The following is a 23934-nucleotide window of genomic DNA, read 5'->3' on the forward strand; positions in this document are numbered from 1 at the left end:
GCGCTCCCACCTTCATCCCGCAGCGAGGCAGATGCTCGACCTCGACGACGAGCAGCGGGTGCGGGCGTTGCGGACCGACCGCTGGATCGACTACCCACGTGCGACGCAGGCGCTGCAACGGCTGCAACGGCTCCTGGACACCCCGCAGCGCGAACGCATGCCGTGCATGCTGCTGCACGGTCCGTCCAATATCGGCAAGACGCTGATCGTGGCCAAGTTCCTTCGTGAACATCCGCCTGCCTTCGACGCTGTGCGCGGCGTCGAGCACAGACCCGTGATCAGCCTGCAGATGCCGCCGTCTCCCGATCAGCGGCGCTTCTACCGGGCATTGCTGACGGCAGTGGGGATACCTCAAGGCCCGAACTCGACCTTGGCGAGCCTAGAGCAAGTGGCTTGCGACATCCTGCGCCGAATAGGGCCGCGGCTGTTGATCGTCGACGAGGTGCACCACCTGCTGGCTGGCAGCGCACGGGAGCAGCGCGGCTCGCTGAACTTGCTGAAGTACCTCTCCAACGAGCTCAGGATGGCCATCGTTGCGGTCGGCACGAGCGAGGCGCCGGTGGCGTTCCAAAGCGACGCCCAGATCCACAGCCGCTTCACGCCGCTGGAGTTGCCCCGCTGGAGCGAGAGCGAGGAGTTCCGCCGCCTCCTGGCCGCGTTCGAGGCGGCACTGCCGCTGAAGCGGCCATCAGAGCTGACCCAGCGCCCGCTGGTGCAGTACCTGAGTGCGGTCAGCGGTGGGCTGCTTGGCGAGGTCTCGCGGCTGCTCAACGATGCGGCCGAGGCCGCCATCCGAGACGGCAGCGAGCGCATCACCCTGGGGCATCTCGAGCATGTGGCAAGTCGGCCGTCGTGATCGACCCTGGCCTGTGGCGCATCGACCGTTTGAAGGCGAGGCCTTTGGTAGCTGGTTCGGCCGCATGGCATCGCGCTATCGATTGACGGTCGATGAGCTGGCGTCATCGGCGGGAGTGACGGAGATCTTCGCCGACGGGCAACTCTCGTGGCTTGAGGTGCCAGCGCCCAGGGGAGGGGGCTGCGAGGTTCTGGCAAGGCTTGCCCGCGTGAGCAACGAAATCATCGCTGCGCTCGGTCCGCAGGGGCCCCTGCCGAGTAGACAGGACCTCCCGTTCTGCCACTCCTGCTTGTTCCTCAATCCCTTGGATGTCACGGCGCCATGCTGGCCAGCTGGTTGGTTGCACGGGCACGAATTCGTCTGCAACAAGCATCCCGGCGAATCGAGCTGGGTGGGAAGGTCAACGCTGCGCAAGCATCGCAACATGGGCCGGCTCTTGAGCTACCTCAGCCGGCGTCGGCAAGCGGCCAACAGGCACCGGCATCTCGATTGCAGGGTCCCGCGGCGTCGATAGCGCAGTTCGTGGACACGATTAGCAAGGTTTGTAGATCTCAACAGGTGCCATCGCGTCGACGCAGGTGCCGCATCGCAGCGGTGGCGTGAGCGTCGAGGACTTCGCCGAACTGCGCAGCCAGGCGTCGGACTACAACCTCAAGCTCGTACTGGCCGCGCGCGGCAGCGGCGCCTACCTGGCCGATGTCGACGTCACGGTTCGGTCGCTGCCGTCGCGCGAGGTTGTGCTGGAGCACCGCACCGACGGCCCGCTGCTGCTGGCTGCGCTGCCGGCCGGCCGCTACGAGGTGACGGCCAGTTTTGCGGATGTGCTTCCCGGCGCACGCGATACGTTGACCCGCGTCATCCAGGTGCCGCGCAGCGGCCTGGTGCGCTCGGTCATGTACTTCGACACCGGCGACGAAGTCAGCGCGGAGTCGCCCTCCGCCTACCGCTTGAATTGAGAGGACCGCACGCCGACACCCGGCGGGCGATCGACGACAGCCTGAAAGGAGGCCACCATGAACCAACTTCAAACGCTGCCCCGTGACATGGCAGGCGCCGGCGCGGCGGGCGTGCTGGCCACGCACAAGGTGCTGCGAAACACCTACGCGCTGCTCGCGCTAACGCTTGCCTTCAGCGCCGGCACCGCGGCCCTGTCCTCCGCGTGGAAGCTGCCCCATCCCGGCATCCTGCTCACGCTGGCGGGGTACTTCGGTCTGCTGTTCGCCACGACCAAGCTGCGCAACAGCGGCTGGGGCGTCGTCTCGGTGTTCGCGCTCACGGGCTTCATGGGCTACACGCTGGGGCCGATCGTCGGCCATTACCTTTCCCTGGCCAACGGGCACCAGGTGGTGCTGATGGCCATGGGCGGTACAGCGGCGATCTTCCTCGGGCTCTCGGCCTATGCGCTGACGAGCAAACGTGACTTCGGATTCCTCGGTGGATTTCTGTTCGCCGGCATCCTGGTTGCGTTCCTCGCCGGCCTGGGTGAGGACACGAATGCGGTCGAGCGCTTGGGACTGCAGGGCCTGCAATGGCACGGCGTGGTCGACGACCTGTGCCAGGACCTGCTGAGCGGTGCCTGCACGGGCCGTGAGTGCCTGATCGACGCCGGCACGCTGGCTGCATGGCTCGACGAGGTCGACGACTCCCGTCAGCGCGCGCTGGTGATCGAACTGTGCACGCCGGTCATCGAGGCCGACGGTGAGGTGCATCCTGGCGAGTCTCTGGTGCTGCGCGCGGCGCTCGAGCACTGGGTGATGCCGATGGAGGACCAGGCGCGTGTCGAGCCGCTGATCTATGGTCTCGACTTCCAGGTCATGCCGCGGCAGGGACTGTCGGCCGGCGCCTGAACGGGCGCGATCCTGTCGCTCCGATCTGGGCCGGTAGCGCGGCGCGCTGCCGGCCCTTTCCACTTCGAAGGGCAGAATGCAGAATGAACAGAGCCGTTCGGAGGGGAGTTGATCATGCGATATGTCTATCTTGCGCTGCTGCTGGCGTTGGCCGCGGTGGTGTTCCTCTTCAAGTTCCAGAACCTGGAGACGGTGACGGTCCAGTTCCTGTCGGCTAGCCTGACGCTGCCGCTGTCGCTGCTTCTGCTGGGCGTCTACGTGCTTGGCATGCTCACGGGCGGCGTGTTCCTGTCGTTGATCCGCAGCTGGGTGCACGGCGCCACGACAAAACCGCCGGTACGCGGCTGACGTAGCGCCCGGCCCGCCATGTCGCTGCTGCTGTTCCTCGGCGGTCTCGTCGCCTTGGTGGCCGGCGCCGCGCTGCTGGTGCGCGGGGCGTCGCTGCTGGCGCTTCGCCTGGGTTTGTCGCCGCTGGTCGTGGGCCTCACGGTGGTGGCCTTCGGCACCAGCGCGCCGGAGATGGCCGTGTCCACGGGCGCCGTTCTGTCGGACCAGGGTGGCCTGGCGGTGGGCAATGCCATCGGCAGCAACATCTTCAATGTGCTGTTCATCCTGGGGATCGCCGCGCTGATCACGCCGCTGGCGGTGCACCGGCAGGTCATCCGGCAGGAGGCGCCCATCATGATCGGGGGCGCCGTGCTGCTCATCGTGCTGGGTCTGGACGGCGCGCTGGGCCTGTTCGACGGGCTGCTGCTGCTCGGCTCGCTCGTGGCGTACACCGTGTTCCTCGTTCGCCAGTCGCGTGCCGAGCCGGCCGCCGCCGGGCGCGACGAGTTCGCCGACGAGTTGCAGCCCGCCTCGGCCGGTCGCTGGGATGCCAGGCTGCCCATGCAACTCGCCCTCATCGTCGCCGGTCTGCTGCTGCTTGTTCTGGGCTCTGAAGGCTTGGTGCGCGCCGCGGTGAGCTTCGCGCGCGCGCTCGGCTTGTCGGAAGTGATCATCGGGCTGACCATCGTTGCGGCCGGCACCTCGTTGCCCGAGGTCGCGGCGTCGGTGATGGCCAGCCTCAAGGGCGAACGCGACATCGCGGTCGGCAACGTGGTGGGCAGTTGCATCTTCAATCTGTTCGGCGTCGTGGGGCTCGGTGCGGTCGTGGCATCGTCCGGGGCGGGCAGTGCGCTGCCGCTACCGCCGGACGTGGCGCGCTTCGACCTGTGGGTGATGCTCGCCGCGCTGGTCGCGTGCCTGCCCGTGTTCCTGACCGGTCGCGAGATCGCGCGCTGGGAGGGCGCACTGTTCCTCGCGTACTACGTCGCCTACACCGCCTATCTGGTGCTGGCCGCGCAACGCCACGACGGTGCACAGGCCTTCGGCGATGCGATGCTGGGTTTCGTGGTGCCGCTGACCATCGTGACGCTGGGCGTGACGATGCTGCGGCGGGCAGGGCGCTGACCATGGGACAGCCGGTGCCTCGTCCCGCCACAGCAGTGGCGCATGCGTCGGCCATGGGGCTCGCCGCACGTGTCGGCTTCGTGCTGCTGCCGCTGACCGCGCTTGCCGTCGTCGCAGCGCTGCTGGCGCGGTTCGATCTGCCGCTGGCCGGGGCCATCGAATGGGTGCCGGCGCTGGGCATCGCTCTGGCCTGGCGCATCGACGGCCTGGCGGCGCTGATGCTGCTGATGATCACCGGCGTCGGCAGCGCGGTATTCGTCTATGCCGGCGGCTACCTCGCCGGTCACCCCGGGCAGCGGCGGCTGTACGTGCTGCTCACGCTGTTCATGCTGGCGATGATCGGCTGCGTCACCGCGGACGATCTGTTCACGCTGTTCCTTTTCTGGGAGGCCACGAGCGTGCTGTCGTTCCTGCTCGTGGGTTTCGACCACGAGCAGCCGGGCAGCCGCAAGTCGGCACAACAGGCGCTGCTGGTCACGGGCACCGGGGGCCTGGCGCTGCTGGCCGGGTTGATCCTGGTCGGGCAGGCGATGGGCACGACCTCGATCAGCGCCATCGTCGAACGCCTGCCGGCCACCCCGCCCGGCCCGGTGCTCACCGCCGGCGTGCTGCTGGTGCTGGCAGGTGCCTTCACCAAGAGCGCTCAGTTCCCGTTCCACTTCTGGCTGCCCAACGCAATGGCCGCGCCGACGCCGGTGTCGGCCTACCTGCACTCGGCCACGATGGTGAAGCTGGGCGTCTACCTGCTGGCGCGGCTGGACGCCGGGCTCGACGCCTGGCCGCTGTGGCAATTGCTGCTGCAGGCGGCCGGCTCGATCACCGCCGCCTGGGGCATGGTGCTGGCGCTGCGCGAGCGCGATCTCAAGCGCATCCTCGCGTGGTCCACCGTGGCCACGCTGGGCACGCTGGTGGCGCTGGTGGGCATGCCGGGCGAGGGCGCCGCGGTCGCGGTGGGCGCGCTGCTGCTGGCGCATGCGCTGTACAAGGCGCCGCTGTTCTTCGTTGCCGGCAACGTCGACCACGGCACCGGTACGCGCGTGATCGATCGACTGGGCAACCTGCGCCACGCGATGCCGTGGACGGCCGCGGCGGCGTTACTGGCCGGCATGTCGATGGCGGGCATCCCGCTGTCGTTCGGCTACGTGGTCAAGGACCTGATCGGCGACGCCAAGGCCGCGGGCGACGTGCTCGCGTTTGCGCCGCTGGCCAACACGGTGTTCTCGGCGATCGCGGTGGCGGTGGCCGGCGTCGCCGCGGTACGCGTGTTCTGGCGCCACCCGGGCGCCAACGAAACGCCGCAGGCCCACGAGGGCGGCGCGGCGCTGGTGCTGCCGCCGCTGGTGCTGGCCGGGTTCGGCGTCGCCCTGGGACTGTTCCCCGTGTGGGCGCAACCGATGGTCGAATCCGTGGGCGTGGCGATGACCGCCGGAACGGATCCGGTGCTGGCGCCGCTGGCGCGCGTGCTCGGGCCGGAGCTGCTGTCGTTTGCCGCCACGTTCGCGATCGGTGCCGTGGTCTTCCTGCTCTGGGACCCCCTGCACCGCCTGGTGGACGCGTTGGCATCGCGGCTGGCCGTGTTCGGCCTTGCCGCGCAGTACGAACGCTCGCTGGGCTGGATACCGCACGTCGCCGCAGTCAGCACGCGCTGGCTGCAGCATGGCCGTTCACCGGGCTACATGGCCGTGGCCGCGGCCGTCGCCGTGCTGGCCGTCGGGCTGCCGCTGGCGATGGCCGCGCCGGCGCTGGCGTGGCCGGCGTGGTCGGCGCCGCCGCTGGGCGTGGCAGGCGGCGTGCTGCTGATCGCCGTCGGCGCGCTGGCCGCTGCCATGCTGAAAGAGCGGCTCGTGCTGCTGCTCGGCGCCGGGCTCGTGGGCTACGGCAGTGCGGTGCTGTTCCTGTTCGCCGGGGCCCCCGATGTTGCCTTCACGCAGGTGGTGGTCGAAACGGTGTTCGTCGTCGTGATCGCGGCGGTGCTGCTGGCACTGAAGCGTCGCGGCAAGGCGATGAGCGTGCCGGAACCCGGCGCGCGCCCGCTGGCGCTGCTGCTGTCGCTCGCCTTCGCCACCGTGCTGACGGCGCTGCTGCTCGCGGCCGTGGCGGTGCCGTTCGACGACACCCTGTCGCGCTGGTTCGGCGAGCAGAGCGTGCCGGCAGCACAAGGACGCAACGTCGTCAACGTGATCCTGGTCGACTTCCGTGCACTCGACACCCTGGGAGAGATCACCGTGGTGATGCTGTCGCTGCTGGCCGCGGTGCCGCTGCTGCGCGAGGTGCGGCGCCGGCGCGGGGCGGAGGCCGGCCGATGAACCGCCGGCTGGTGATCCTCGAGGTGGTGGCGAGGCCCCTGTACTGGGTCATGCTCGCCGCGTCGCTGGTGGTGCTGCTGCGCGGGCACAACGAGCCCGGTGGTGGCTTCATCGGCGGCCTGCTGGCGGTGACGGCCAGCGTGCTGTGGGCGGTCGCGCATGGACCCGATGCCGCCACGCAGCGCCTGCCGCTGCGCTCGCCCGTTCGGCTGGCGGCGCTGGGCGTGCTGGTCGGCGCGCTGTCGGGCCTGCCGGCCTGGGTGCTGGGCAAGCCCTATCTCACGCACCTGTGGGCCAGCGTGCCGCTGGGCTTCACCACGCTGCCGGTGTCGACGGTGCTGGTGTTCGACGTCGGCGTGTACCTGTGCGTGTGGGGCGCGCTGGGTGGTTACGCTGTCGCGCTGCTCGGCAGCGACGAGGCGGACGATGGCGCGGATGAAGGCGCACCCGAAGCGCCGAACGGGGGCGCGCGATGATCTGGGCCGTGGCCTGTGCGCTGTGGATCACGCTGGCCGCTGGGCTGTACCTGGCGCTGTCGCGCGATGTGCTGCGCTGCGTGGTGGGCCTGGCGCTGCTGGGCAGCGCGATCAATCTGCTGCTGCTGGCCGCCGGCCGCCTGGGCTCGGCGCAGCCGGCGGTGATCGAGGCGGGCGCAAGGGCGCTGCAGGATGCGGCCAATCCGCTGCCGCAGGCGCTGGTGCTGACCGCCATCGTGATCGGTTTCGCGCTGTTGTGCTTTGCGCTGGTGCTGGTGATGCAACTGGTGCGGCGCGTCGGCACCGACGATGCGCTGGCACTGCGGTGGGTGGAGCCCGAGCCGACCGATCCGGTGAAGCCGCCGCTGGTGGACGATGTCGCGCGCGAGCGCGCTGCGGACGATGCCGGATCGCGGAGGGCGCTCGCGTGAGCCTCGTGGCGACCGCGCCCGTGCTCGTGCCGTTGGCCACCGCGGCGCTGACTGCGCTCGTCTCGGGCCGGGTCCGCACGCAGCAGGCCATCAGCTTCGTCGGCGTCCTGGGTTTCCTGGCTGCGGCGGTGATGCTGGTGGCACAGGTGAGCGCCGGTGCGCCGGCCAGTGCGGCCTTCGGCGACTGGGTGCCGCCGTACGGCATCCAGTTCCAGCTGGACGGGCTGTCCAGCGTGCTGGTGCTGGTGACGGCGCTGATGGGCCTGGCCTCGCTGCTGTTCCTGGCCAGTGACGCCGACCCCGGCCTGCGCCACCCGCTGCTGCTGCCCCTGGTGCACGGCACGCTGGCCGGCGTGGCGGGTGCGTTCAGCACCGCCGACCTGTTCAACCTGTATGTCTGGTTCGAGGGGATGCTGATCTGCGCACTGGGCCTGATCGCGCTCGGCGGCCGGCGAGACCAGCTCGACGCCGCCTTCAAGTACCTGGGCCTGAACCTGTTCGGCACGCTGCTGCTGCTGGCTGCGGTGGGGTTGCTGTATGCCGCGACCGGCCACCTGAACTACAGCGCGCTGGCGGTGGCGGCACGCGAGGTCGACCCGGTGCTGCTGCACGTGCTGCTCGCGGCGTTGGCGGTCGGGCTGCTGCTGAAGTCGGCGGCCTTCCCGCTGTATGCCTGGCTGCCGGCGTCGTACCCGACCCTGCCGGCGCCGGTGCTGGCGCTGTTTGCCGGGCTGCTGACCAAGGTCGGCGTCTACGCCGTGCTGCGCACGCTGGGCGACGTCTTCATGCCGGCCGGCGCGGGGCTGTTCGAGGTGCTGGGCTGGGTGGCGGCAGCGACCATGGTCGCCGGCGTGCTGGGTGCGGCGTACCACTGGGACATGCGCCGCATCCTGGCCTTCCACATCGTCAGCCAGATCGGCTACATCCTTCTCGCGGTGGCGCTCGGTGGCGTGGGCGGCAACGCCGCGGCGCTGTTCTACACGGTGCATCACATCGTCGTGAAGGCCAACCTGTTCCTGATCGCCGGCATGCTGGCCACCCTGGCCGGAAGCTATGACCTGCGGCGCATCGGCGGCATGGCCGCTGCGCGGCCGGCGCTGGCGCTGCTGTTCGCGGTGCCGGCGCTGTCGCTGGTGGGCATTCCGCCGCTGTCGGGCTTCTGGGCCAAGCTGCTGGTGCTGCAGGAGGCGTTCGCGCAGGGTCGATTCGCCTGGGGTGCGCTCGGCCTGGCGGTGAGTGTCCTCACGCTGTACTCGATGATGAAGATCTGGCTCGAGGCGTTCTGGAAGCGCCACCCAGATGCCGGTGATGCCGACGTGGCCTGGCAGCCCCGGCGCGTCGCCCTGGCCCCCGCGTGGCTCGCCACGTGCATGCTGGCCGCCGTCACGTTGGCGATCGGCCTGGCGCCGCAGACGCTGATCGAGTTTGCGCGGGACGCGGCCGCCACGCTGGGGCGGCGATGATGACGAGCATCCAGCATCGGAAGGAGTACCTCGCATGAACAGGCTCGTCGCTGCCGTGGTGCTGCCTGCGCGCTTCGGCTGGGCCATGGTGACTTCGGGAGCGCAGACCATCGGCGCCATCGTGCGCCAGGGGCTCGCCATCGGCACGCCGCCGCCGGCGTCCTTCGTGCGCATCGACTTCGCGCCGATGAGTGCGCAGGGTGCGGCGCTGCTGGGCTGCATGATCTCGCTGACGCCGGGCACGACCGTGATCGACATCGACATGCCGCGGCGGCAGATGGTGCTGCACATGCTCGATACGCGTCAGGCGGCCGCCGCTGTCGAGGCCATCCGGCGCGAGTTCGAGCCGCCGCTCATGGCCTGGTTCGGAGAGGCAGCATGATCGGGCTCGACGACGTGGCCACGACGGGCTGGGCCACCGCAGTGCTGGCAACGCTGGCCGTTCTGGCGACGTTGATCGCCTCGGTGCGCATCGTGCGCGGCCCGCGCCATGCCGATCGCGTGGTCGCGCTCGACATCTTCCTCGCCGCGGGCGTGGCCTTGTGCGTGGCGGCATCGCTCGGTACCGGTCGCACGGTGTTCCTCGACGTGGCGATCGGCCTGGCCCTGGTCGGCTTCGTGGGCACGGTAGGCTGGGCGCGCCTGATCGAACGCTCGGCGCACTCCGGGACTCCGGAGACGAAGTCATGATCGCTGCGTTGGGGACTCTGCTGGTCGCGACAGGGGCCGTTGTGCTGCTGATCGCGGCCTGGGGGGTGATCGTGCTGCCCGATGCGCTGGCCCGCCAGCATGCAGCCACCAAGGCGGGAACGCTGGCGCTGGCGCTGGTCTGCGTGGGGACGATGCTCGTCGTGCGCGATGCGGCCTGGACATGGCGACTGCTGCTGATCCTTGTCTTCCTCCTCGCGACCCTTCCCGTGGCATCCCACCTTCTGGCGCGGGCCGCGGTGCGCGAGGCTGGGCTGGATCAAGAGGTGGATTCAGCGCCGCCTGCTGGGCGGACGCCGCTAGAAGCTCGCGTGAAGCAGAACTCCGGGCGCGCAGGCTGAACGTTTGAACTGGCTCGCGGTGAGTAGTGCTCAGCTCACTGAGTTGACATAAACTATATTGTCGCGCATTAGCGGTTTGGGCGACAATCGCGCCAGAAGCATACGAGATGAGCGCTGCTCCCGCCAGCGCTGGCTTTGCTGGGACCTCGTCGCCCTGGTGGCGCGGTGCTTCCGGACTCTCATCGAATCTCGCGCTTGGGCCGACGGTCGTTGCACGACTTCTGTCAACCGTGCACAATGATTCCATCTCTGATGCGGTGGATCCTATGCACAGCATGACCTTGGAACAACTGCGCGCCACCGCGGCCGCCGGCGGCGTCGCCGGCGTCACGCTCAAGGGCCAGGGCGGCGCCTTCATGCTGCGCATTGCCACCCGCGGCGGACAGGACGCCGTGCTGGCCAAGGCCCGCAGCACCGAGCCGCGCCGCTTCGGCAATCCAGCCTCAGCCATGATCCTGCTTCGCGAGGTCGGCATCGCTGTGGCACAGCTCGACGCCACCGACTGGAACCCCGACGAGAAGGACATGAGCCGCAGCCGCTCCAGCCAGGCCGAAGCGATGCGCACGGCCCACCAGGCTGCGGCGCACAACCGGTGGCTCGCCGCCGAGATCCAGGAATCGCTCGACGATCCGCGCCCGAGCGTCCCGCACGACGAGGCCATGGCGGCCATGGATGCCGAAATCGATGCGATCGAGCTCCAGCGTGCCGGCTCCGCACGAAGGAAAGGCGCATGAGCACGACGCCGCGCCAACCCGATCAGGTCATTGCGCAGGCAATGCTGGCCGCCGCCGCTGAAGCGCCACCCCCTGCGATCACCTCCGAGGAAGTGGCGGCACTCGAGCGCCTGCTCGCGCATGCCAGGCGCGACTCCGGGCAGAGCCGGGTCGTTGCGGACTTTCTGCTGGCCTGGTGGAACACAGGCAGCTGCGGTGCCTTCGACCTGACCTCGCTGTGGGCACTGGACACCGACATCGTGGCCGACATGACGACCGTGTTCGGCCTGATCGGCCGCGTTCACCGCTACCCCGACAGCCTGGGCTATGAGGCCGAGTTCAAGGCCATCGTGCAGGCCTGGCGGCCGGAGCTCGGGGACTGATGCCGGGGGCCGACTACCGCATCGCCTGGCGTCCCAAGGCCCTGGAAGACCTGCGCAGCATCGTCCGCTACATCGCCCAGGACAGTCCTACCCGAGCGCGCGCCTTCGGCAAGAAGCTGCGCGAGAAGGTCCAGCCGCTGGCCCAGCACCCGCTGCTCGGCCATGAGGGCCGCCCCGGGCTGCCAGCCGGCGTTCGCGAACTCGTGCTGCACGCCAACTACATCGCCTTCTATCGGGTGTTCGACTCCTCTCGCACCGTCGAGATACTGCGGGTCAAGCACGTGGCGCAGCAAACACCTTGAAACGCAGGGGCGAGTCCGCAGTGCGTTGGGACGGCTGGCCGTCTGAATTCGGCGCCCGATTTCGGCGGGGGGTTGGACCGGGGTTTCGAGTTGCGCGGTCACGTGGTCGGCCGCACGATGGGGTGCCCTGCACCCGCTGCGCCATGAAGCCCCGGACATCACCGTTGCGAACCGCGCTCGCCGGCCTGTGTGGTCCCTCCGGACGGGATCAGGCCAGCGCCGACGGCTTGCTCGCGGTCGCTGGCCTGCAACTGCAGGCCTACGATCCGCCCGCAAGCTTTGCGGACCCGCGGCTGGAAGCGCTTTGTCGAGAGGCCGCGCGAAGAGGCTTGGTGATCACCGACGGTCAGGGGCGCCTGGTCGGCGATCTCCGTGCCGTGTCGGTCAACGAGGTGCTGCCGGGTTTCAGGGGCGTGTGACGCACTCGACGGCACCCCCGTCCGCGCTGCAGCGCCGACGCCGACTCACCGGGAGCTGGAGGCGCCGCCCGAGTTGCTCGCGGTGGCCGAATTGGCAGCGGCGGGGCGATCGCGAGCCAAGGTCTGGATGATCGTGCCGACCATCTTGTCGGCCTTTGAGGGCTTGGCGACGTAGGCGTCGAAGAGATGGCCGTGCTGCTCGGCCAGTCCGAAGGCGCTCATGGCGATCAGTCTGGTGTCGCACTCCGGCGAGCGAGCCCTCAGTCTTCGTGCCAGCTCGTAGCCATCCGCGCCGGGCATCTGGATGTCCACCAGCGCCACCTCGAAGGCCTTCGAACCGAGCTCTTGTAGCGCCTCGTCGGTGCCTGGCGCTTCCACACACTCGGCTCCCTTGGCGCGCAGCAGATCTGCGACGGCGCTGCGAACGGAGTCTTCATCGTCGACAACGAGGACGTGCAGGCCCGACAGGCTCGCCGATCCAGTCAGCGGTCGCGTCGGTTGCTGGTCCAGCACCTTCACCGGGATGTGCACGGTGGCCCTGGTGCCGTGGCCCTTCTCCGATTTGATCTCCGCGGTCCCGCCGAGCTGGGGTCGTCTCAGAAAACGGAAAATAAAGCACGCTAAGCGTGCGTGGAGGCTGGCACCCAGCGGTACAGCGTCGGAATGGACACGCCGAGGTTCTTGGCCACGTCCTTGGGCGGCACCCCGCTGGCCAGCAGCTTCTTGGCCGACTCGATCTTGCTGTCGGTCATCTTCGGCTTGCGGCCGCCTTTGCGGCCGAGCTGCTTGGCGACTTCCAGCCCGGCGCGGGTGCGCTCGACGGTCAGCTCGCGCTCCATTTCGGCAAGGCTCGCCATGACGTGGAAGAAGAACCGCCCGGATGGTGTGCCGGTGTCGATGGAGTCGGTGAGGCTCCTGAACTGGACACCGTGCTTGTGCAGATCGCCGACCAGATCGACCAGTTGCTTGACCGACCGGCCCAGCCGGTCGAGCTTCCAGACGACCAAAGTATCGCCTTCGCGCAGCATTTCGAGCGTCTTGGCCAAGCCAGGCCGGTCTGCCCGCGTGCCACTCACCTTGTCCTCGAAGACCTTTTTACATCCGGCCTTGCTCAAGGCTTCGCGTTGCAGCTCCAGGTTCTGATCCTGCGTCGAGACGCGCGCATAGCCAATCAACATGGCTTGTCTCGCGCCCGGTCGATGCGTTCCTGCATCGCCTGCATCACTTCTTCGTGGGTGTACGATCTGGCGTTGGCGTCGGTGGCTTGCCGCAGGGCTTCCTCAACCTCGCGCGTCATCCGCTCGTAATCCTCCGGCCACAGCGCTTGCTCCATGCGCAGCGACGCCTGACCCAGCAGGTGCAGCAGGCTGAACAGCCGCATGTCGTTGGTGGCGACGATGCGCTCCCGAATCTGCTCCTGAATAGCTTCGCTAGCCCGATGCGCTTGTGGTGTGGCAGTCCCCTCGTAGTCAGCGGGGAATTCCGCTTCCTCGGCAATCCTTGCCCAGGCGCTGGCGAGCGCCTCGATGGTTGACGTGCTCATTTCCGCCGCTCCTGTGCTCTTTGGCGAATCAACCGGCCAAGGGGCCTCGACGCGAAAACCAGCAGCATCACGCCTATCGGATACCAGGTCGAGAAGACCACCAAGGCATCGAAGGCTGGCCGTCCGGTGTTGGTAGGCAGTACGGCGGTCACAGCCATCAACCCGCCGACCGTCCAGATGATGCGCCACACGTAGGGCATCACGCGGGGCACGTAGCCGTCATCGAAAGCGGTCTGGTAGTAGCGGCGCAGGCCGCGCTCGGCAAGCGCCTGGCGCTGCCGCTCCGACAGCGCATCCGTCCGGCCATACCAGCGCCGGAATGGTGGACAGCGCAGCAGCAAAGGGGTGAAGAGGATCATCACCGCCACGATCGCGACACCCCACGCCATGACGGCGCCGGCATCGGGCCGCTTGGCGTTCTCGATCACGGGCGCGAAGACGCCCGGAGCACCGATCATCCAGAACAGCGCAATGTGCTGATGGAAGGAGAGCTTCATTTGCTCATCCACTTGCGCAGCAGGCGCTTTTTCAGGGAGGCGCGTTCTTGCGGGTTGCGTCCCTTGTGATTGGCGATGCGATCCGCCGTGGCGGCCTGGCGCTTGACGGGCCAGTAGGAGCGGCCATCCTTGCCCATCGACCAGACGCTGCTGGCCTGGTTTTCCAGCAGGGGCAGATGGGCGCTCAGGGCTTCGGGCGACGCGCTGGTCAGCGCCGTGCGCTCACGGGTGCGCCAGCGCTGATGCCAGAGCTTCTTGTCCTCGCGCTCGCTGCCGCAGGTCGTGTGCCCGACGATGGGTGTTTTGCGGCGGCTGCGGCTCATAACGTAGTGGTCTCCAAGAACATTCAGGACTGATCCCAGGCGTCGATGGTCAAGACCTGATCGGCAGGACAGGCGGCTACGCGGTCGGGAACTGGATGGTGTTCAGTCTCATGCCGACCCCATTCGATTGATCGCGTCGCTTGCGGCACGCTGCGACGCAAGGAGGTTTGCGACCTGGTTTAGCAGCCGTGTCCGCTGCATGTCTGTTACCTATCTCCCCGACCGCTCATTGGACCAACTCCAGAGATTGGGCTCTATCGCTCAGCCAATACGAAACCGGCATTGGCTGATGCCACAACCGAGACGAACACAAATGGCTCGGTACCTGTATTTCGCGCCCCGTGCACTTGGCCCGGTCTTGCCACGGCTATCTCACCTTCCCTGAGGGCACGAACAATCCCATTGCCCTGAAAGTAATCAGCCATTCCCGACAAAACAGTCCACGTGTCTTGGCCGTGAGGATGAATGTGAGCCGCAATTTCCTGCCCGGGATGGACATGCCAAACCACGATAATTGAGTCTCGGGTTTCAAGCACAACGGAACGAATAGGCTCGCCTTCGGACGGCTGAACATACTCGGCTACAGAAAATATTCTCGATTCAACAGTCATCGGAGATCCCTCTTTCACAGTGCCCCCAGACAGGCTGGATATGAGTTCTAACTCGAATTTGAACGGGAGGCTGGTCGTGCGGTCGTGCAGTTGCCGATGAGCGTGTCGGCTGCTGCCTCCTTGCCCACCAGCGAACTCACGTCCGTTGCGGCCATCCAGAAGGTCTTGCCCGAGCGCGGCTCATAGGTCGCGGGATCGAACACGCCAGAGGGGCCGAACATCGGCGGCTTGATTGGTCATGGCTCCATGCCTTTGTCGTTACGGTCTTCATCGTCGGCATCCTGACGCACGGCGGGCAATTGCTGGAGCAACGCCGGCAGCCATTCCTGTACCGTCTCCCACACCACATCGAGGTTGATGTCGAAATAGCCGTGAGCCATGCGATTACGCATATTGCGCATGCTGCGCCACGGCACGTCGGCATGCGCCTGGGTGAACTCGACGTAGCCATCCATCACCTTTGTGGCCGCCTCGCCGATGACGATCAGGCTCATGATGACGGCCTGCTGGGTGCGCTTGTCGGCCAAGAAGTCGTCCTTGGCCATCCCTTCCACGAAGCTGCGCGCATCGGTTGCGGCCTGCTGAATGTGGTCGAGGTAATCGGGCAGGCGGTTCTCGCTCATATCGGTTGCGCCTCCGCGAGCACCTTGGCCCGGAACTTCGGCGGCAGGTCGCCGGGAGTCAGCAGATCGACGTCAACGCCGAGCAGCGATTTCAGTTCTTCTTCCAAATCGCCCAAGTCCAACAACGTGGCACCGGGCAGCGCATCGACCAACAGGTCGAGGTCGCTGCCATCCCGGTCGGTGCCATGCAGCACCGAGCCGAAGACGCGCGGGTTCGCGGCGCGAAAGCGGCCTACCGCTTCACGCACTGCGCTTCGCTTCATGTCAAGCACAACAGACGGTCGCATGCGCATCCTTTCTTATCGAAACTCGTTGAGATGATATGCAATCAAGAATAGAATTTCAAGAACTATTTTCGAGAATCGCAATGCCTTGATTCCCGTGCCGCGCCTGTGAATTTCACCCGCTCGACGAGCGCAACACCGACGCCGCCTACGCCAAGAACCGGCGAATCGACCTCAAACTCACGAACCGCTGAGCGACGCGTCACCGCGCTGCTGCGCCAGCCAGTCGCGCGGGGCGCAGCCCATGCGCACGCGGAAGGCGCGCGCCAACGCGTTCGGGCTGCCGTAGCCGACGCGGTCGGCCACCACCGCCACCGGACGCCCCTGCTTGAGCAGGGTGCAACTGACGTTCATCCGCCAGTCGGCCAGATAGTCGCCCGGCGTGACGCCCACCGCGTCTTTGAACGCGGCGGCGAAGCGCGCGCGTGACATGCCCGCCTGCGCCGCCAGCGCCTCGAGCGACCACGCGGTCTGCGGCGCATCGTGCATGGCGGTTATGGCGCGCGCGAGTTTCGGGTCGGCCAGTCCCGCCAGCAGTCCGGTGGCGCCAAGCCGCCCATCCATCAGATAACGCAGCAACTGGATCAGTAGCAACTCGCACAAGCGGTCGATGGCGGCCTGCCGACCGCACTGGTCGCGCTCGGCTTCGGCAAACAGCAGCTCTAGCGTCGGCCCGAGGCCGGGCAAGTCCGCCAGCGGAATCAGCAGCATCGACGGCAAGGCCATGGCCAACGGATTGCCCGTCGAAGCGCCCAGATCGACCTCCGCACACAACAGCTCAGCGGTATCGCCGGGGGCGGCGACAAAACGATGCGACGCCACGCGCGGATAAAACAGCAGGCTCGGCTCGGTAACCAGCAGATCTTCATGCACGGGCGAACGCGCCGTAATCGGGCCGCGCCGCACCAGATGGATATAGCCATGCGGCGCCGCGTAATGATGCTGCTCACAGAAGGCGCCGCTGTGAAAAACGCGCGCCGAAAGCGAGTAGTGCCGGAGCAAGCCGGCCAGTCGATCCGCCATTCCACTCTCCATATAAGACGATAGGTTACGTATTTGATACTTTACGTGCCATATCGTACCAAACAAAGGGCGATCATGCCCACGTGCTCTTGCACCTCACCCACTACGGAGATAGACATGACCCAAATCGCCCCCCTGACCATCGACACCGCTGACGCCGCTACCGCTGCCACACTCAAGGCCGTCAAAGCCAAGCTCGGCGTGGTGCCGAACCTGCTCGCCACGCTGGCCCACGCGCCGGCAGCGCTCAACGGCTACCTCGGCCTGTCCGAAACGCTGGGCACCGGCCGCCTGAGTGCCACCCAGCGCGAGATCGTTGCGCTGGCTGCCGGTCAAGCCAATCGCTGCCAGTACTGCCTGAGCGCACACACCCTGATCGGCAAAGGTGCCGGACTGTCGGCAGAGGCCATCGCCGCGGCCCGCACCGGCCAGGCGGCCAACGCACTTGACGATGCAATTGCCGGCTTTGCCCGCGCGCTGGTCGAGCAACGCGGCGTGGTGTCGGCCGACGCCATGGCCAACTACCGCCGCGCGGGGCTCGACGACGGCCTGATACTGGAAGTGATCGCCAACATCGCGCTGAACACGCTCACCAACTACACCAACCACATCGCCGACACCACGGTGGATTTCCCCGTGGTCGCCGTCTGATCTCCATAGGCATATAAGGAGAACACAACGAAAATCGCACTCACCGGCGCTCTGCTCGCCAGCGCCCTCGTCCTGCCACTGGCCGTCACGGCCGGCGACTTTGCGTGGCCACGGTCAAGCCGTCGATGACGGCCTGTTGCAGTACCTGTCGCCGCTCGGCTGGGAGCACATCAACCTGACCGGCGATTACCTCTGGCGCAGCAGCGCCAAGATCGGCGCGGGCAAGTTCAGGCCGCTACGGCCGCTGCAACCGGCTTAGCGTGCTTTATTTTCCGTTTTCTGAGACGACCCCTCGAAGATCGATGTATCTGTAGGGTTTGGAAATAAATGCGGGCGCCCACCGCACTCACGGCTCAGTTACCATTCTTTGTGCATCGCGGCCGCGCGGCTAGTTGGTAGCTGTTCTAAGCCTAGTCAGTGCCGCCCTTCGCCCCAAGCCCCATAGTCAGATTTGAGAAATGACAGTAGGCGATGCCGCAACGCGCTTCATCGACCTATGTAAAACGACTCCTTTATCGAAATAGTGCACTCATCGCTCTCCACGGCGATCCCTTCATCGCGAATTGCACCGCCCAAGACGATCTGCACTGAAATCAATACTTTCTGATGCCTCTTGATTAGAGATGCCAGCCATAATCATCTCATCGCCAACGCATACGGCGTTCGGCAGCCAACACACTCTCACTCACTACTGGAAGCTCAGACATGAAAACCATAGGCATTGAAAACTCGAAGTCCAGCGTACAGGCCCACTTAACGCTTGGAACCAAAACTATGGGGCTAGGTATCTATGGCGCGTACTTGGCTCTCGCTATTATTTACTTCTGGTTCGGCGGCATGAAATTTACCCACTACGAGGCCGAGGGCCTGGTTCCACTGGTGAGCAACAGCCCGCTTTTGGGATGGGTGTATAGCATTTTTTCGGTCGACATGTTCTCCAGCCTGCTCGGCATACTAGAGATTTCGATCGGCACTCTGATCGCAGGCCGCATGCTGTCGCCCAAACTATCCGTGGTAGGAGGCGCTCTGTCTGCAGGCCTGTTCTTCACAACCCTTAGCTTTATGTTTTCCACTCCGGGCGTCATTGAGCCTAGTTTAGGGTTTCCGGCGATTTCCGTTGCGCCAGGTCAGTTTCTGCTTAAAGACTTAGGGTTGCTTGCTGTTTCGATATTTGTGGCAGGCCATTCGCTGGTTGAACTGGAAAAACGTAAAATTAATGCATAATTTTTTCAATGGCTTAAGGCAGTAATGCCTTAGGCCTTTTTGCCATCATTTTCCCCCGCCAGATCTTTCAACCAGTCACGAGGGCTCAACCCCGTCTTGCGTCTAAATGCGCGAGACAGCGCCGAAGGACTTTCGTAGCCGACTTGAGCTGCAATCAGCGTAATCGAGCGCCCTTCTCGCATCAGCTTCTGAGCCAGGCTAACTCGCCAACTCAACAAATAATCAGCAGGCGTCTGTCCGATGACACTCTTGAAATGCACGGCATACGCAGCGCGTGACATATTTGACTCACTGGCCAGCTCTGCTATTGACCAGGCATGTTCCGGGGAGTTGTGCATCTGTAAAAGCGATCGGGCAAGCCGCATGTCGGCCAGTCCAGCCATCATTCCGGTGCGCAACTGGTGATGATCGAGCAGGTAACGGAGCAACAGAATGATTAGGAGCTCAAATAAGCGCTCAAGCGCGGCTTCCCTTCCACAATGCACATTTGCCGCCTCGGCAAACATCCACTCCAACGTGTCTGCCAGCATGGGCAGATCATCGAGTGCGAGCACCAAACAGTCCGGTAATGAAGCCGACAAAGGATTATCAATTCCGCCCTCAAACTCCATGGAAGCACACAACAACTTTGCGCCATCGGACTCACCCGCAAACAATTGATGCTTGGCGGGGCGTGGCATAAAAATCAAGCTAGGGCGAGTGAGCTGCAAATCCTTGCGATCGGGACCAAGCAACGTCACGCTGCCGGCCTGAAGCAGATGGATATAACCTCGCCGCTCGGCGCCATCGTAAGATGCAGAGCCGCATAGGTCGCCGTCATAGAACAGATTGGCCCGCACGCCGAACCGCGAGAGCAAATTAGACAAACGATCCATTGGCCGATCCTTGACGAGTCAGAACGCACAGACCATACCATCTGCGTTGTCGTTCAGTGCCTGTAGCGAACATGCCGGCGTAAATCAGCCAACGGATAAAGTGATCACTGAGCAGCTCAGCCTCCCTTTCCAGTTCGGCTGTTAAAAAAACAACACCGTTGTTTGAAAGCACCAGCAAATCAAGTGCTCACTCTTCTATTTTACAGTACCTGGCAACAGCACTTTGCGGTGCAGTCTGCGGATTCCACGCCATCCGGCCACCCAGTCCGCTCTCATCTGGCCAGGCATTCCACGGCCATCTGGCCACCTGTTCCACGGCCATCCGGCCGGGCAGTCGGAGCGCAGCGACGCAGGGGTTGCATTGTTAGTCTGAGGCGCCCGGTGTCGTCAATTTCTTCACCCGCTTTCTCATCGATTCGCCCTTGAGGTTGATCCGATAAGCGTTATGCACCAGGCGGTCGAGGATGGCATCGGCCAGGGTTGGATCGCCGATCAGTTCGTGCCAGTTGTCCACGGGCATTTGGCTGGTCACGAGGGTCGAGCGCTGGCCGTAGCGGTCGTCCAGTAGCTCCAGCATGTCGCGACGCTGCTCAGCGGTGAACGGCGCCAGGCCCCAGTCGTCGAGGATCAGCAGGTCGGTCTTGGCATAGCCGCTCATCAGCTTGGCGAAGCGCCCGTCGCCATGGGCCAAGCCCAACTCTTCCAGTAGGCGCGGCAAGCGCAGGTAACGCACGCTGTAGCCCTCTCGGCAGGCCTGGTGTGCCAGGGCGCAGGCCAGCCAGGTTTTACCGACGCCAGTCGGGCCGTTGATAATCAGGTTGAGGCCGTCGCGCAGCCACTGGCCGCTAGCCAGTTGCAGGATCAGGGCCTTGTCCAGCCCGCGCGGGCTGCGGTAGTCGATGTCTTCGAGGCAGGCGTTGTGCTTGAGCCGGGCCTGACGCAGGCGGCTGCTGAGGCGCTTGTCGTCGCGTTCGGTCAGTTCGCGGTCGACCAGCAGGCCGAGGCGTTCCACGAAGCTCAGGCTGTCGATGTCGGGGGTTTTCAGTTGCTCGGCGAGTGCCTTGAGCATGCCGGTCAGGCGCAGGGTCTGGAGCTTGTCCAGGGTCGGATGGGGCAGCATGGTGGGATTCCTTGTGTTCAGTGGTAGTAGCCGGGGCCGCGCAGGTTGGCGTGGTCGTCCGGCAGCAGGGGCAGGTGCTGCTGGGCCAGCGGCAGGTTTTCCAGCCCCTGGCGCAGGATCGATTCGAGGCTCTTGTAGCTGCACGCACCGAGGCTGAGGGCGCGACGGCAGGCCAACTCCAAGCGCACTTCGCCATGGGTCTTGCCCAGGCGCAGGATGCCCAGGCAGGCCCGGTAGCCTTGGGTTGGGTGGATGCGCCGTTCGAGGATGTGGCTGATCACGCCGGCCGTGTTCGGCCCGGTCTGCTCAGCCCAGCGGATCAGCCGTTGTGGCGTCCACTCGGCATGCTCGCGATGACTCTTGGGCATGTGCTCGGCCTGTGTGCTGTGCCGGCCCTTGTGCGGTGAGCGAAGGTGGCTGGCCACCCGCTGATTGGCGTGGAAGCACTCCACCGTGCGCGCTGTCAGGCGTACTTCCAGTTGTTTCTTCACCAGTTGGTACGGCACCGAGTAGTAGTGCCCATCGACCTCGACGTGGTAGTCGATGTGCACCCGCGCCTTCTTCCACTCGGCATAGACGTAGGGCTGCTCCGGCAGTGGGCGCAGCGCTGGACGATCCAGGGCTTCGAAGGCCGAGTGCCGGGAGCCCGGCAGCTTGCGAAACGGTCGTCGGTTGAGCCGCTCCAGCAATAAGGCGATGGCGCTGTTGAGTTCGTCCAGGGAGAAGAACTGGCGGTTCCTCAGCGCGGCGAGGATCCAGCGCTCGACCACCTGCACGCCGACCTCGGCCTTAGCCTTGTCGCGCGGCTTACGCGCCCGCGCCGGCACCACCGCCACGCCATAGTGCTCGGCCAGATCGCGGTAGCTCGGGTTGATGTCCGGCTCGTAGCGATGGCTCTTACTCACCGCGCTTCGCAGGTTGTCCGGCACCACGATCTCCGGCACACCGCCGAGAAAGGAGAAGCAGCGGGCATGTGAGCCCAGCCAGTCAGGTAACTGCTGCGACCAGGTGGCTTCGGCGAAGGTGTAGCTGGGGAGCCCGCAGAATTCGGAAAAAATCGTACGCTAAGGTTTTCCGGGCATCCGTAGGGGCCGAAACTTCCCGTCTTCCAGTCTGCGGCTCTGCCGCCAGACGTAATCGCCGGTTAGGTTGATGTGCTCCCAGCCCAGCGGCGACAGGAATTGCAGCAGCTCGCCGTCCACCGGCTTGCCGGCCTCGACCAACCCCTGGATGGCGCGCTCCAGGTACACCGTGTTCCACAGCACGATAGCCGCCGTCACCAGGTTGAGGCCGCTAGCCCGGTAGCCGGGCCGCGCCGCTGCCGGATGATGGAGAGGTCGGTTTCGCTGAACGTGTAGTGACGGATCAACTCATCCTTGGTGTCCGGCAACGCCAGCAGGCTTTCGCGCTCGGCGGCGGACAGGATTGAACGACGTGGCATATTTACTGATCCGTTCTCAAGTATTGATACAGGGTTTCGCGACTGATTCCGAATTCACGAGCCAGCTTGGTCTTTTGCTCGCCAGCCTCGACACGTTGGCGCAGTTCGGCAATACGCTCAGACGACAGGGATTTCTTCCTGCCACGGTAGGCCCCGCGCTGCTTGGCGAGCGCGATGCCCTCGCGCTGCCGCTCGCGGATCAAGGCGCGTTCGAACTCGGCGAACGCGCCCATTACCGACAGCATCAGGTTCGCTATCGGCGAGTCCTCGCCGGTGAAGGTCAAATGCTCCTTAAGGAACTCGATGCGTACGCCGCGCTGGGTGAGGCCCTGCACCAGGCGGCGCAGGTCGTCGAGGTTGCGCGCCAGACGATCCATGCTGTGCACCACGACCGTGTCGCCTTCGCGCACGAAGGCGAGCAGCCGTTCCAGTTCGGGCCGCCGTGTGTCCTTGCCCGACGCCTTGTCGGTGAACACTTTATCCACCTGGATCTGTTCGAGCTGCCGTTCTGGGTTCTGGTCGAAGCTGCTGACGCGGACGTAACCGATGCGCTGACCGTGCAAGGTATCCTCCTGAGGGAAATGTGTCAGGAAGAAATCTATGACCCTTGACGGCGTATGTCAATCAATTCGGAAGGCAACTCTATTCTGACGATTTAGCGCCGGATGGTCTGACGCCAAGTTAGGGTATAGCCTAATCGGACGCGACGGGATGGTTGAATCATTTTGATAGTTGTAGTATTATTTGAATATGGAAAAGCAAACCGCAACATCAATTTTTGAATCCCTCTCATCGGGGCTGCGTCTGGATGTGTTCAGACTGCTAGTCAAGAAGGGGCCGGAAGGCATGGTGGCAGGCGAGATCGCCACCGCGCTGGACGTGCCTCCGGCCAACCTCTCCTTTCACCTAAAGGCGTTGTCACAAGCTCGCTTGGTGACAGTAGAGCAGGAGGGCCGCTTCCAGCGCTACCGCGCGGACATCCCGTTGATGCTGGATTTAATCGCGTACCTCACCGAAGAATGCTGTTCGGGCAGCCCCGCGCAATGCGTTGAAATGCGTGCTGCCTCGAAATGTGTCGAGGAACTATTGCCGCCACTGTCACCCACCCTAGCGAAAGCGACAACATGAATATTCTGTTTCTTTGTACCGGTAACTCCTGCCGTTCCATCCTGGCGGAAGCGACCTTCAACCACTTGGCTCCGACAGGCTGGAAAGCGATGAGTGCGGGAAGTCAGCCGACCGGGACGGTCCATCCGCGTTCCCTGGCGCTCTTGGCGCGTGAAGGTATCGACACGAACGGACTGCACAGTAAATCGTGGGACAACCTGCCGCTGGCTCCGGATGTGGTCATCACCGTGTGCTCGAATGCTGCTGGGGAAACCTGTCCGGCGTATCTTGGCTCGGTACTGCGTGCGCATTGGGGTGTTGACGATCCCGCTCATGCCACAGGGACCGAAGCGGAAATCGAAGCCGCGTTCACGACGGCCTACCGTATCTTGCGACGTCGCATCGAAGCCTTCCTCGCGCTGCCGTTGGAGCAACTTGTACACGACCGGACACGCTTGAAGGTGGAACTGGATCGGATTGGAGCGCTTTCAGCGTAGTTTTTATTTGACTGTTATTTCAATACTTGATGGAGGTTTTAAATGAAGAGGATCGAAGTGTTTGACCCATCGCTGTGTTGCAGCACCGGCGTCTGCGGCGTGGATGTTGACCAAGCCCTGGTGACTTTTGCCGCTGATGTCGATTGGGCGAAGCAGAACGGCGCGTACATCGAGCGCTACAACCTGGCGCAGCAGCCACAGATGTTTGCCGACAATGCGACCGTAAAAGGATTTTTGCAGCGCTCCGGTCAGGATGCTCTGCCACTGATCCTGGTCGATGGTGAAGTGGCCCTCGCGGGGCGTTATCCAAAGCGGGCTGAATTGGCCCTCTGGATCGGCATTGATCAACCTGCAGATGCCGCCAAACCGGCGACGGGCGGTTGCTGCTCCGGCCCGCGTGGCTGCTGCTGAACAACAT

Annotated in this window: 33 protein-coding genes and 4 pseudogenes; 22 read left to right on the forward strand and 15 right to left on the reverse strand. The window is 65.1% G+C overall.

Features of this window, described 5'->3' with window-relative positions:
• Nucleotides 1-31: 31 nt before the first annotated feature.
• The 16 genes and pseudogenes from MW290_RS32490 (at nucleotide 32) to MW290_RS32565 (ending at nucleotide 11697) form a co-directional block, all read left to right on the forward strand.
• Nucleotides 32-856 carry a TniB family NTP-binding protein gene (locus tag MW290_RS32490; RefSeq protein ID WP_250200253.1) on the forward strand — a complete coding sequence of 275 codons (825 nt, stop codon included), beginning with the start codon at nucleotides 32-34 and terminating at the stop codon, nucleotides 854-856.
• Nucleotides 857-1455: 599 nt separating this feature from the next.
• A complete protein-coding gene (locus tag MW290_RS32495) occupies nucleotides 1456-1812 on the forward strand; it encodes a hypothetical protein (protein ID WP_250200254.1) in 357 nt (118 codons plus the stop codon).
• A gap of 87 nt (nucleotides 1813-1899) precedes the next feature.
• Nucleotides 1900-2340: pseudogene (locus tag MW290_RS32500) on the forward strand (Bax inhibitor-1 family protein); the annotation flags it as partial.
• A 477-nt stretch (nucleotides 2341-2817) separates the two neighbouring features.
• Nucleotides 2818-3051, forward strand: a complete 234-nt coding sequence (locus MW290_RS32505; protein ID WP_250200255.1) for a lipopolysaccharide assembly protein LapA domain-containing protein — start codon at nucleotides 2818-2820, stop codon at nucleotides 3049-3051.
• Nucleotides 3052-3069: 18 nt separating this feature from the next.
• A complete protein-coding gene (locus MW290_RS32510) occupies nucleotides 3070-4155 on the forward strand; it encodes a calcium/sodium antiporter (protein WP_250200256.1) in 1086 nt (361 codons plus the stop codon).
• A 53-nt stretch (nucleotides 4156-4208) separates the two neighbouring features.
• Entirely contained in the window at nucleotides 4209-6461 is a 2253-nt protein-coding gene (gene mbhE, locus MW290_RS32515) for a hydrogen gas-evolving membrane-bound hydrogenase subunit E (RefSeq protein WP_250200257.1), read from the forward strand.
• Nucleotides 6458-6937: an MnhB domain-containing protein gene (locus MW290_RS32520; protein ID WP_250200258.1), complete on the forward strand. Its 480-nt coding sequence runs from the start codon at nucleotides 6458-6460 to the stop codon at nucleotides 6935-6937. The genes mbhE and MW290_RS32520 overlap by 4 nt, the downstream gene beginning before the upstream one ends.
• On the forward strand, nucleotides 6934-7368 hold the full coding sequence (locus MW290_RS32525; protein WP_250200259.1) for an NADH-quinone oxidoreductase subunit K: 435 nt from the start codon (nucleotides 6934-6936) through the stop codon (nucleotides 7366-7368). Before MW290_RS32520 ends, MW290_RS32525 begins: the two co-directional genes overlap by 4 nt.
• Nucleotides 7365-8831, forward strand: coding sequence for a complex I subunit 5 family protein (locus MW290_RS32530; RefSeq protein WP_250200260.1), 1467 nt, complete (start codon nucleotides 7365-7367; stop codon nucleotides 8829-8831). Before MW290_RS32525 ends, MW290_RS32530 begins: the two co-directional genes overlap by 4 nt.
• A gap of 34 nt (nucleotides 8832-8865) precedes the next feature.
• Entirely contained in the window at nucleotides 8866-9213 is a 348-nt protein-coding gene (locus tag MW290_RS32535) for a Na+/H+ antiporter subunit E (protein WP_250200261.1), read from the forward strand.
• Nucleotides 9210-9521 (forward strand): MrpF/PhaF family protein, encoded by a 312-nt coding sequence (locus tag MW290_RS32540; protein WP_250200262.1) that lies wholly within the window; start codon nucleotides 9210-9212, stop codon nucleotides 9519-9521. The genes MW290_RS32535 and MW290_RS32540 overlap by 4 nt, the downstream gene beginning before the upstream one ends.
• Complete coding sequence (gene mnhG / locus MW290_RS32545; protein ID WP_250200263.1) at nucleotides 9518-9880, forward strand: monovalent cation/H(+) antiporter subunit G; 363 nt, start codon at nucleotides 9518-9520, stop codon at nucleotides 9878-9880. The genes MW290_RS32540 and mnhG overlap by 4 nt, the downstream gene beginning before the upstream one ends.
• 266 nt (nucleotides 9881-10146) lie before the next feature.
• The gene (relB, locus tag MW290_RS32550; protein WP_250200264.1) at nucleotides 10147-10614 is read left to right on the forward strand and encodes a type II toxin-antitoxin system RelB family antitoxin; all 468 of its coding nucleotides are present in this window, start codon (nucleotides 10147-10149) and stop codon (nucleotides 10612-10614) included.
• A gap of 41 nt (nucleotides 10615-10655) precedes the next feature.
• On the forward strand, nucleotides 10656-10976 hold the full coding sequence (locus MW290_RS32555; RefSeq protein WP_250200274.1) for a DUF7673 family protein: 321 nt from the start codon (nucleotides 10656-10658) through the stop codon (nucleotides 10974-10976).
• The gene (locus MW290_RS32560; RefSeq protein ID WP_250200265.1) at nucleotides 10976-11278 is read left to right on the forward strand and encodes a type II toxin-antitoxin system RelE/ParE family toxin; all 303 of its coding nucleotides are present in this window, start codon (nucleotides 10976-10978) and stop codon (nucleotides 11276-11278) included. Before MW290_RS32555 ends, MW290_RS32560 begins: the two co-directional genes overlap by 1 nt.
• Before the next feature lie 164 nt (nucleotides 11279-11442).
• Nucleotides 11443-11697 carry a hypothetical protein gene (locus tag MW290_RS32565; RefSeq protein ID WP_250200266.1) on the forward strand — a complete coding sequence of 85 codons (255 nt, stop codon included), beginning with the start codon at nucleotides 11443-11445 and terminating at the stop codon, nucleotides 11695-11697.
• Nucleotides 11698-11742: 45 nt separating this feature from the next.
• Here MW290_RS32565 and MW290_RS32570 read toward each other — a convergent pair whose 3' ends face one another.
• From MW290_RS32570 to MW290_RS32610, 9 genes are all read right to left on the reverse strand, one after another.
• Nucleotides 11743-12216 carry a response regulator gene (locus tag MW290_RS32570; RefSeq protein WP_250200267.1) on the reverse strand — a complete coding sequence of 158 codons (474 nt, stop codon included), beginning with the start codon at nucleotides 12214-12216 and terminating at the stop codon, nucleotides 11743-11745.
• Nucleotides 12217-12317: 101 nt separating this feature from the next.
• On the reverse strand, nucleotides 12318-12875 hold the full coding sequence (locus tag MW290_RS32575; RefSeq protein WP_003100847.1) for a recombinase family protein: 558 nt from the start codon (nucleotides 12873-12875) through the stop codon (nucleotides 12318-12320).
• Nucleotides 12869-13240, reverse strand: coding sequence for a hypothetical protein (locus MW290_RS32580; RefSeq protein ID WP_003100853.1), 372 nt, complete (start codon nucleotides 13238-13240; stop codon nucleotides 12869-12871). Before MW290_RS32580 ends, MW290_RS32575 begins: the two co-directional genes overlap by 7 nt.
• Complete coding sequence (locus tag MW290_RS32585) at nucleotides 13237-13737, reverse strand: hypothetical protein (protein ID WP_003100856.1); 501 nt, start codon at nucleotides 13735-13737, stop codon at nucleotides 13237-13239. Before MW290_RS32585 ends, MW290_RS32580 begins: the two co-directional genes overlap by 4 nt.
• Nucleotides 13734-14060 carry a hypothetical protein gene (locus MW290_RS32590; RefSeq protein ID WP_003100858.1) on the reverse strand — a complete coding sequence of 109 codons (327 nt, stop codon included), beginning with the start codon at nucleotides 14058-14060 and terminating at the stop codon, nucleotides 13734-13736. The genes MW290_RS32585 and MW290_RS32590 overlap by 4 nt, the downstream gene beginning before the upstream one ends.
• Nucleotides 14061-14314: 254 nt before the next feature.
• The gene (locus MW290_RS32595) at nucleotides 14315-14671 is read right to left on the reverse strand and encodes a cupin domain-containing protein (RefSeq protein WP_003465043.1); all 357 of its coding nucleotides are present in this window, start codon (nucleotides 14669-14671) and stop codon (nucleotides 14315-14317) included.
• Nucleotides 14672-14907: 236 nt separating this feature from the next.
• Complete coding sequence (locus MW290_RS32600; protein ID WP_003100872.1) at nucleotides 14908-15294, reverse strand: HepT-like ribonuclease domain-containing protein; 387 nt, start codon at nucleotides 15292-15294, stop codon at nucleotides 14908-14910.
• Nucleotides 15291-15581: a nucleotidyltransferase family protein gene (locus MW290_RS32605; protein WP_001247892.1), complete on the reverse strand. Its 291-nt coding sequence runs from the start codon at nucleotides 15579-15581 to the stop codon at nucleotides 15291-15293. Before MW290_RS32605 ends, MW290_RS32600 begins: the two co-directional genes overlap by 4 nt.
• 177 nt (nucleotides 15582-15758) lie before the next feature.
• Nucleotides 15759-16601, reverse strand: coding sequence for a helix-turn-helix transcriptional regulator (locus MW290_RS32610; protein WP_024542567.1), 843 nt, complete (start codon nucleotides 16599-16601; stop codon nucleotides 15759-15761).
• Between the two features lie 117 nt (nucleotides 16602-16718).
• On the opposite strand from MW290_RS32610, the gene MW290_RS32615 reads away from it, so the two are divergent.
• From MW290_RS32615 to MW290_RS32625, 3 genes and pseudogenes are all read left to right on the forward strand, one after another.
• Nucleotides 16719-17252: a carboxymuconolactone decarboxylase family protein gene (locus MW290_RS32615; protein WP_013521184.1), complete on the forward strand. Its 534-nt coding sequence runs from the start codon at nucleotides 16719-16721 to the stop codon at nucleotides 17250-17252.
• A gap of 100 nt (nucleotides 17253-17352) precedes the next feature.
• Nucleotides 17353-17511, forward strand: a pseudogene (locus tag MW290_RS32620) (Tn3 family transposase); the annotation flags it as partial.
• 446 nt (nucleotides 17512-17957) lie between these two features.
• Nucleotides 17958-18476, forward strand: a complete 519-nt coding sequence (locus MW290_RS32625; RefSeq protein ID WP_003464991.1) for a YkgB family protein — start codon at nucleotides 17958-17960, stop codon at nucleotides 18474-18476.
• 29 nt (nucleotides 18477-18505) lie between these two features.
• Here MW290_RS32625 and MW290_RS32630 read toward each other — a convergent pair whose 3' ends face one another.
• The 6 genes and pseudogenes from MW290_RS32630 to MW290_RS32655 form a co-directional block, all read right to left on the reverse strand.
• On the reverse strand, nucleotides 18506-19351 hold the full coding sequence (locus tag MW290_RS32630; protein WP_003464995.1) for an AraC family transcriptional regulator: 846 nt from the start codon (nucleotides 19349-19351) through the stop codon (nucleotides 18506-18508).
• Nucleotides 19352-19715: 364 nt separating this feature from the next.
• The gene (gene istB / locus MW290_RS32635) at nucleotides 19716-20471 is read right to left on the reverse strand and encodes an IS21-like element helper ATPase IstB (protein WP_060081503.1); all 756 of its coding nucleotides are present in this window, start codon (nucleotides 20469-20471) and stop codon (nucleotides 19716-19718) included.
• 17 nt (nucleotides 20472-20488) lie between these two features.
• Nucleotides 20489-21511, reverse strand: a pseudogene (gene istA, locus MW290_RS32640) (IS21 family transposase); the annotation flags it as partial.
• Nucleotides 21512-21535: 24 nt separating this feature from the next.
• Nucleotides 21536-21775 (reverse strand): annotated as a pseudogene (locus MW290_RS32645) (Tn3 family transposase); the annotation flags it as partial.
• The gene (locus tag MW290_RS32650) at nucleotides 21748-21912 is read right to left on the reverse strand and encodes a DUF4158 domain-containing protein (protein WP_250200268.1); all 165 of its coding nucleotides are present in this window, start codon (nucleotides 21910-21912) and stop codon (nucleotides 21748-21750) included. The pseudogene MW290_RS32645 and the gene MW290_RS32650, both read right to left, overlap by 28 nt.
• Nucleotides 21913-21914: 2 nt before the next feature.
• Nucleotides 21915-22475, reverse strand: coding sequence for a recombinase family protein (locus MW290_RS32655; protein WP_250200269.1), 561 nt, complete (start codon nucleotides 22473-22475; stop codon nucleotides 21915-21917).
• Between the two features lie 187 nt (nucleotides 22476-22662).
• Between MW290_RS32655 and MW290_RS32660 the strand changes: the two genes are divergently transcribed.
• The 3 genes from MW290_RS32660 to arsD are packed head-to-tail and all read left to right on the forward strand — an operon-like array spanning nucleotide 22663 to nucleotide 23927.
• Nucleotides 22663-23040, forward strand: a complete 378-nt coding sequence (locus MW290_RS32660) for an ArsR/SmtB family transcription factor (protein ID WP_094069654.1) — start codon at nucleotides 22663-22665, stop codon at nucleotides 23038-23040.
• Nucleotides 23037-23516: an arsenate reductase ArsC gene (locus MW290_RS32665; protein WP_023842656.1), complete on the forward strand. Its 480-nt coding sequence runs from the start codon at nucleotides 23037-23039 to the stop codon at nucleotides 23514-23516. Before MW290_RS32660 ends, MW290_RS32665 begins: the two co-directional genes overlap by 4 nt.
• Nucleotides 23517-23558: 42 nt before the next feature.
• A complete protein-coding gene (gene arsD / locus MW290_RS32670; RefSeq protein WP_094069656.1) occupies nucleotides 23559-23927 on the forward strand; it encodes an arsenite efflux transporter metallochaperone ArsD in 369 nt (122 codons plus the stop codon).
• Nucleotides 23928-23934 lie beyond the last annotated feature (7 nt).

Origin of the sequence: Aquincola tertiaricarbonis, assembly GCF_023573145.1 — a bacterium.
GTDB classification, from domain to species: Bacteria; Pseudomonadota; Gammaproteobacteria; order Burkholderiales; family Burkholderiaceae_C; genus Aquincola; species Aquincola tertiaricarbonis_B.

What these genes read in the sequence shown, in the direction of transcription:
- MW290_RS32615 (WP_013521184.1), top strand. Translation starts at nt 16,719, where the DNA reads ATGACCCAAATCGCCCCCCTGACCATCGACACCGCTGACGCCGCTACC.
- MW290_RS32555 (WP_250200274.1), top strand. Translation starts at nt 10,656, where the DNA reads ATGCTGGCCGCCGCCGCTGAAGCGCCACCCCCTGCGATCACCTCCGAG.
- MW290_RS32630 (WP_003464995.1), bottom strand. Translation starts at nt 19,351, where the DNA reads ATGGATCGTTTGTCTAATTTGCTCTCGCGGTTCGGCGTGCGGGCCAAT.
- MW290_RS32605 (WP_001247892.1), bottom strand. Translation starts at nt 15,581, where the DNA reads ATGCGACCGTCTGTTGTGCTTGACATGAAGCGAAGCGCAGTGCGTGAA.
- MW290_RS32505 (WP_250200255.1), top strand. Translation starts at nt 2,818, where the DNA reads ATGCGATATGTCTATCTTGCGCTGCTGCTGGCGTTGGCCGCGGTGGTG.
- MW290_RS32580 (WP_003100853.1), bottom strand. Translation starts at nt 13,240, where the DNA reads ATGAGCACGTCAACCATCGAGGCGCTCGCCAGCGCCTGGGCAAGGATT.
- MW290_RS32520 (WP_250200258.1), top strand. Translation starts at nt 6,458, where the DNA reads ATGAACCGCCGGCTGGTGATCCTCGAGGTGGTGGCGAGGCCCCTGTAC.
- MW290_RS32660 (WP_094069654.1), top strand. Translation starts at nt 22,663, where the DNA reads ATGGAAAAGCAAACCGCAACATCAATTTTTGAATCCCTCTCATCGGGG.
- mbhE (WP_250200257.1), top strand. Translation starts at nt 4,209, where the DNA reads ATGGGGCTCGCCGCACGTGTCGGCTTCGTGCTGCTGCCGCTGACCGCG.
- MW290_RS32525 (WP_250200259.1), top strand. Translation starts at nt 6,934, where the DNA reads ATGATCTGGGCCGTGGCCTGTGCGCTGTGGATCACGCTGGCCGCTGGG.
- MW290_RS32510 (WP_250200256.1), top strand. Translation starts at nt 3,070, where the DNA reads ATGTCGCTGCTGCTGTTCCTCGGCGGTCTCGTCGCCTTGGTGGCCGGC.
- MW290_RS32595 (WP_003465043.1), bottom strand. Translation starts at nt 14,671, where the DNA reads ATGACTGTTGAATCGAGAATATTTTCTGTAGCCGAGTATGTTCAGCCG.
- MW290_RS32590 (WP_003100858.1), bottom strand. Translation starts at nt 14,060, where the DNA reads ATGAGCCGCAGCCGCCGCAAAACACCCATCGTCGGGCACACGACCTGC.
- istB (WP_060081503.1), bottom strand. Translation starts at nt 20,471, where the DNA reads ATGCTGCCCCATCCGACCCTGGACAAGCTCCAGACCCTGCGCCTGACC.
- MW290_RS32490 (WP_250200253.1), top strand. Translation starts at nt 32, where the DNA reads ATGCTCGACCTCGACGACGAGCAGCGGGTGCGGGCGTTGCGGACCGAC.
- MW290_RS32535 (WP_250200261.1), top strand. Translation starts at nt 8,866, where the DNA reads ATGAACAGGCTCGTCGCTGCCGTGGTGCTGCCTGCGCGCTTCGGCTGG.
- MW290_RS32585 (WP_003100856.1), bottom strand. Translation starts at nt 13,737, where the DNA reads ATGAAGCTCTCCTTCCATCAGCACATTGCGCTGTTCTGGATGATCGGT.
- MW290_RS32650 (WP_250200268.1), bottom strand. Translation starts at nt 21,912, where the DNA reads ATGCCACGTCGTTCAATCCTGTCCGCCGCCGAGCGCGAAAGCCTGCTG.
- MW290_RS32610 (WP_024542567.1), bottom strand. Translation starts at nt 16,601, where the DNA reads ATGGCGGATCGACTGGCCGGCTTGCTCCGGCACTACTCGCTTTCGGCG.
- MW290_RS32665 (WP_023842656.1), top strand. Translation starts at nt 23,037, where the DNA reads ATGAATATTCTGTTTCTTTGTACCGGTAACTCCTGCCGTTCCATCCTG.
- MW290_RS32540 (WP_250200262.1), top strand. Translation starts at nt 9,210, where the DNA reads ATGATCGGGCTCGACGACGTGGCCACGACGGGCTGGGCCACCGCAGTG.
- relB (WP_250200264.1), top strand. Translation starts at nt 10,147, where the DNA reads ATGCACAGCATGACCTTGGAACAACTGCGCGCCACCGCGGCCGCCGGC.
- MW290_RS32575 (WP_003100847.1), bottom strand. Translation starts at nt 12,875, where the DNA reads ATGTTGATTGGCTATGCGCGCGTCTCGACGCAGGATCAGAACCTGGAG.
- mnhG (WP_250200263.1), top strand. Translation starts at nt 9,518, where the DNA reads ATGATCGCTGCGTTGGGGACTCTGCTGGTCGCGACAGGGGCCGTTGTG.
- MW290_RS32560 (WP_250200265.1), top strand. Translation starts at nt 10,976, where the DNA reads ATGCCGGGGGCCGACTACCGCATCGCCTGGCGTCCCAAGGCCCTGGAA.
- MW290_RS32625 (WP_003464991.1), top strand. Translation starts at nt 17,958, where the DNA reads ATGAAAACCATAGGCATTGAAAACTCGAAGTCCAGCGTACAGGCCCAC.
- MW290_RS32600 (WP_003100872.1), bottom strand. Translation starts at nt 15,294, where the DNA reads ATGAGCGAGAACCGCCTGCCCGATTACCTCGACCACATTCAGCAGGCC.
- arsD (WP_094069656.1), top strand. Translation starts at nt 23,559, where the DNA reads ATGAAGAGGATCGAAGTGTTTGACCCATCGCTGTGTTGCAGCACCGGC.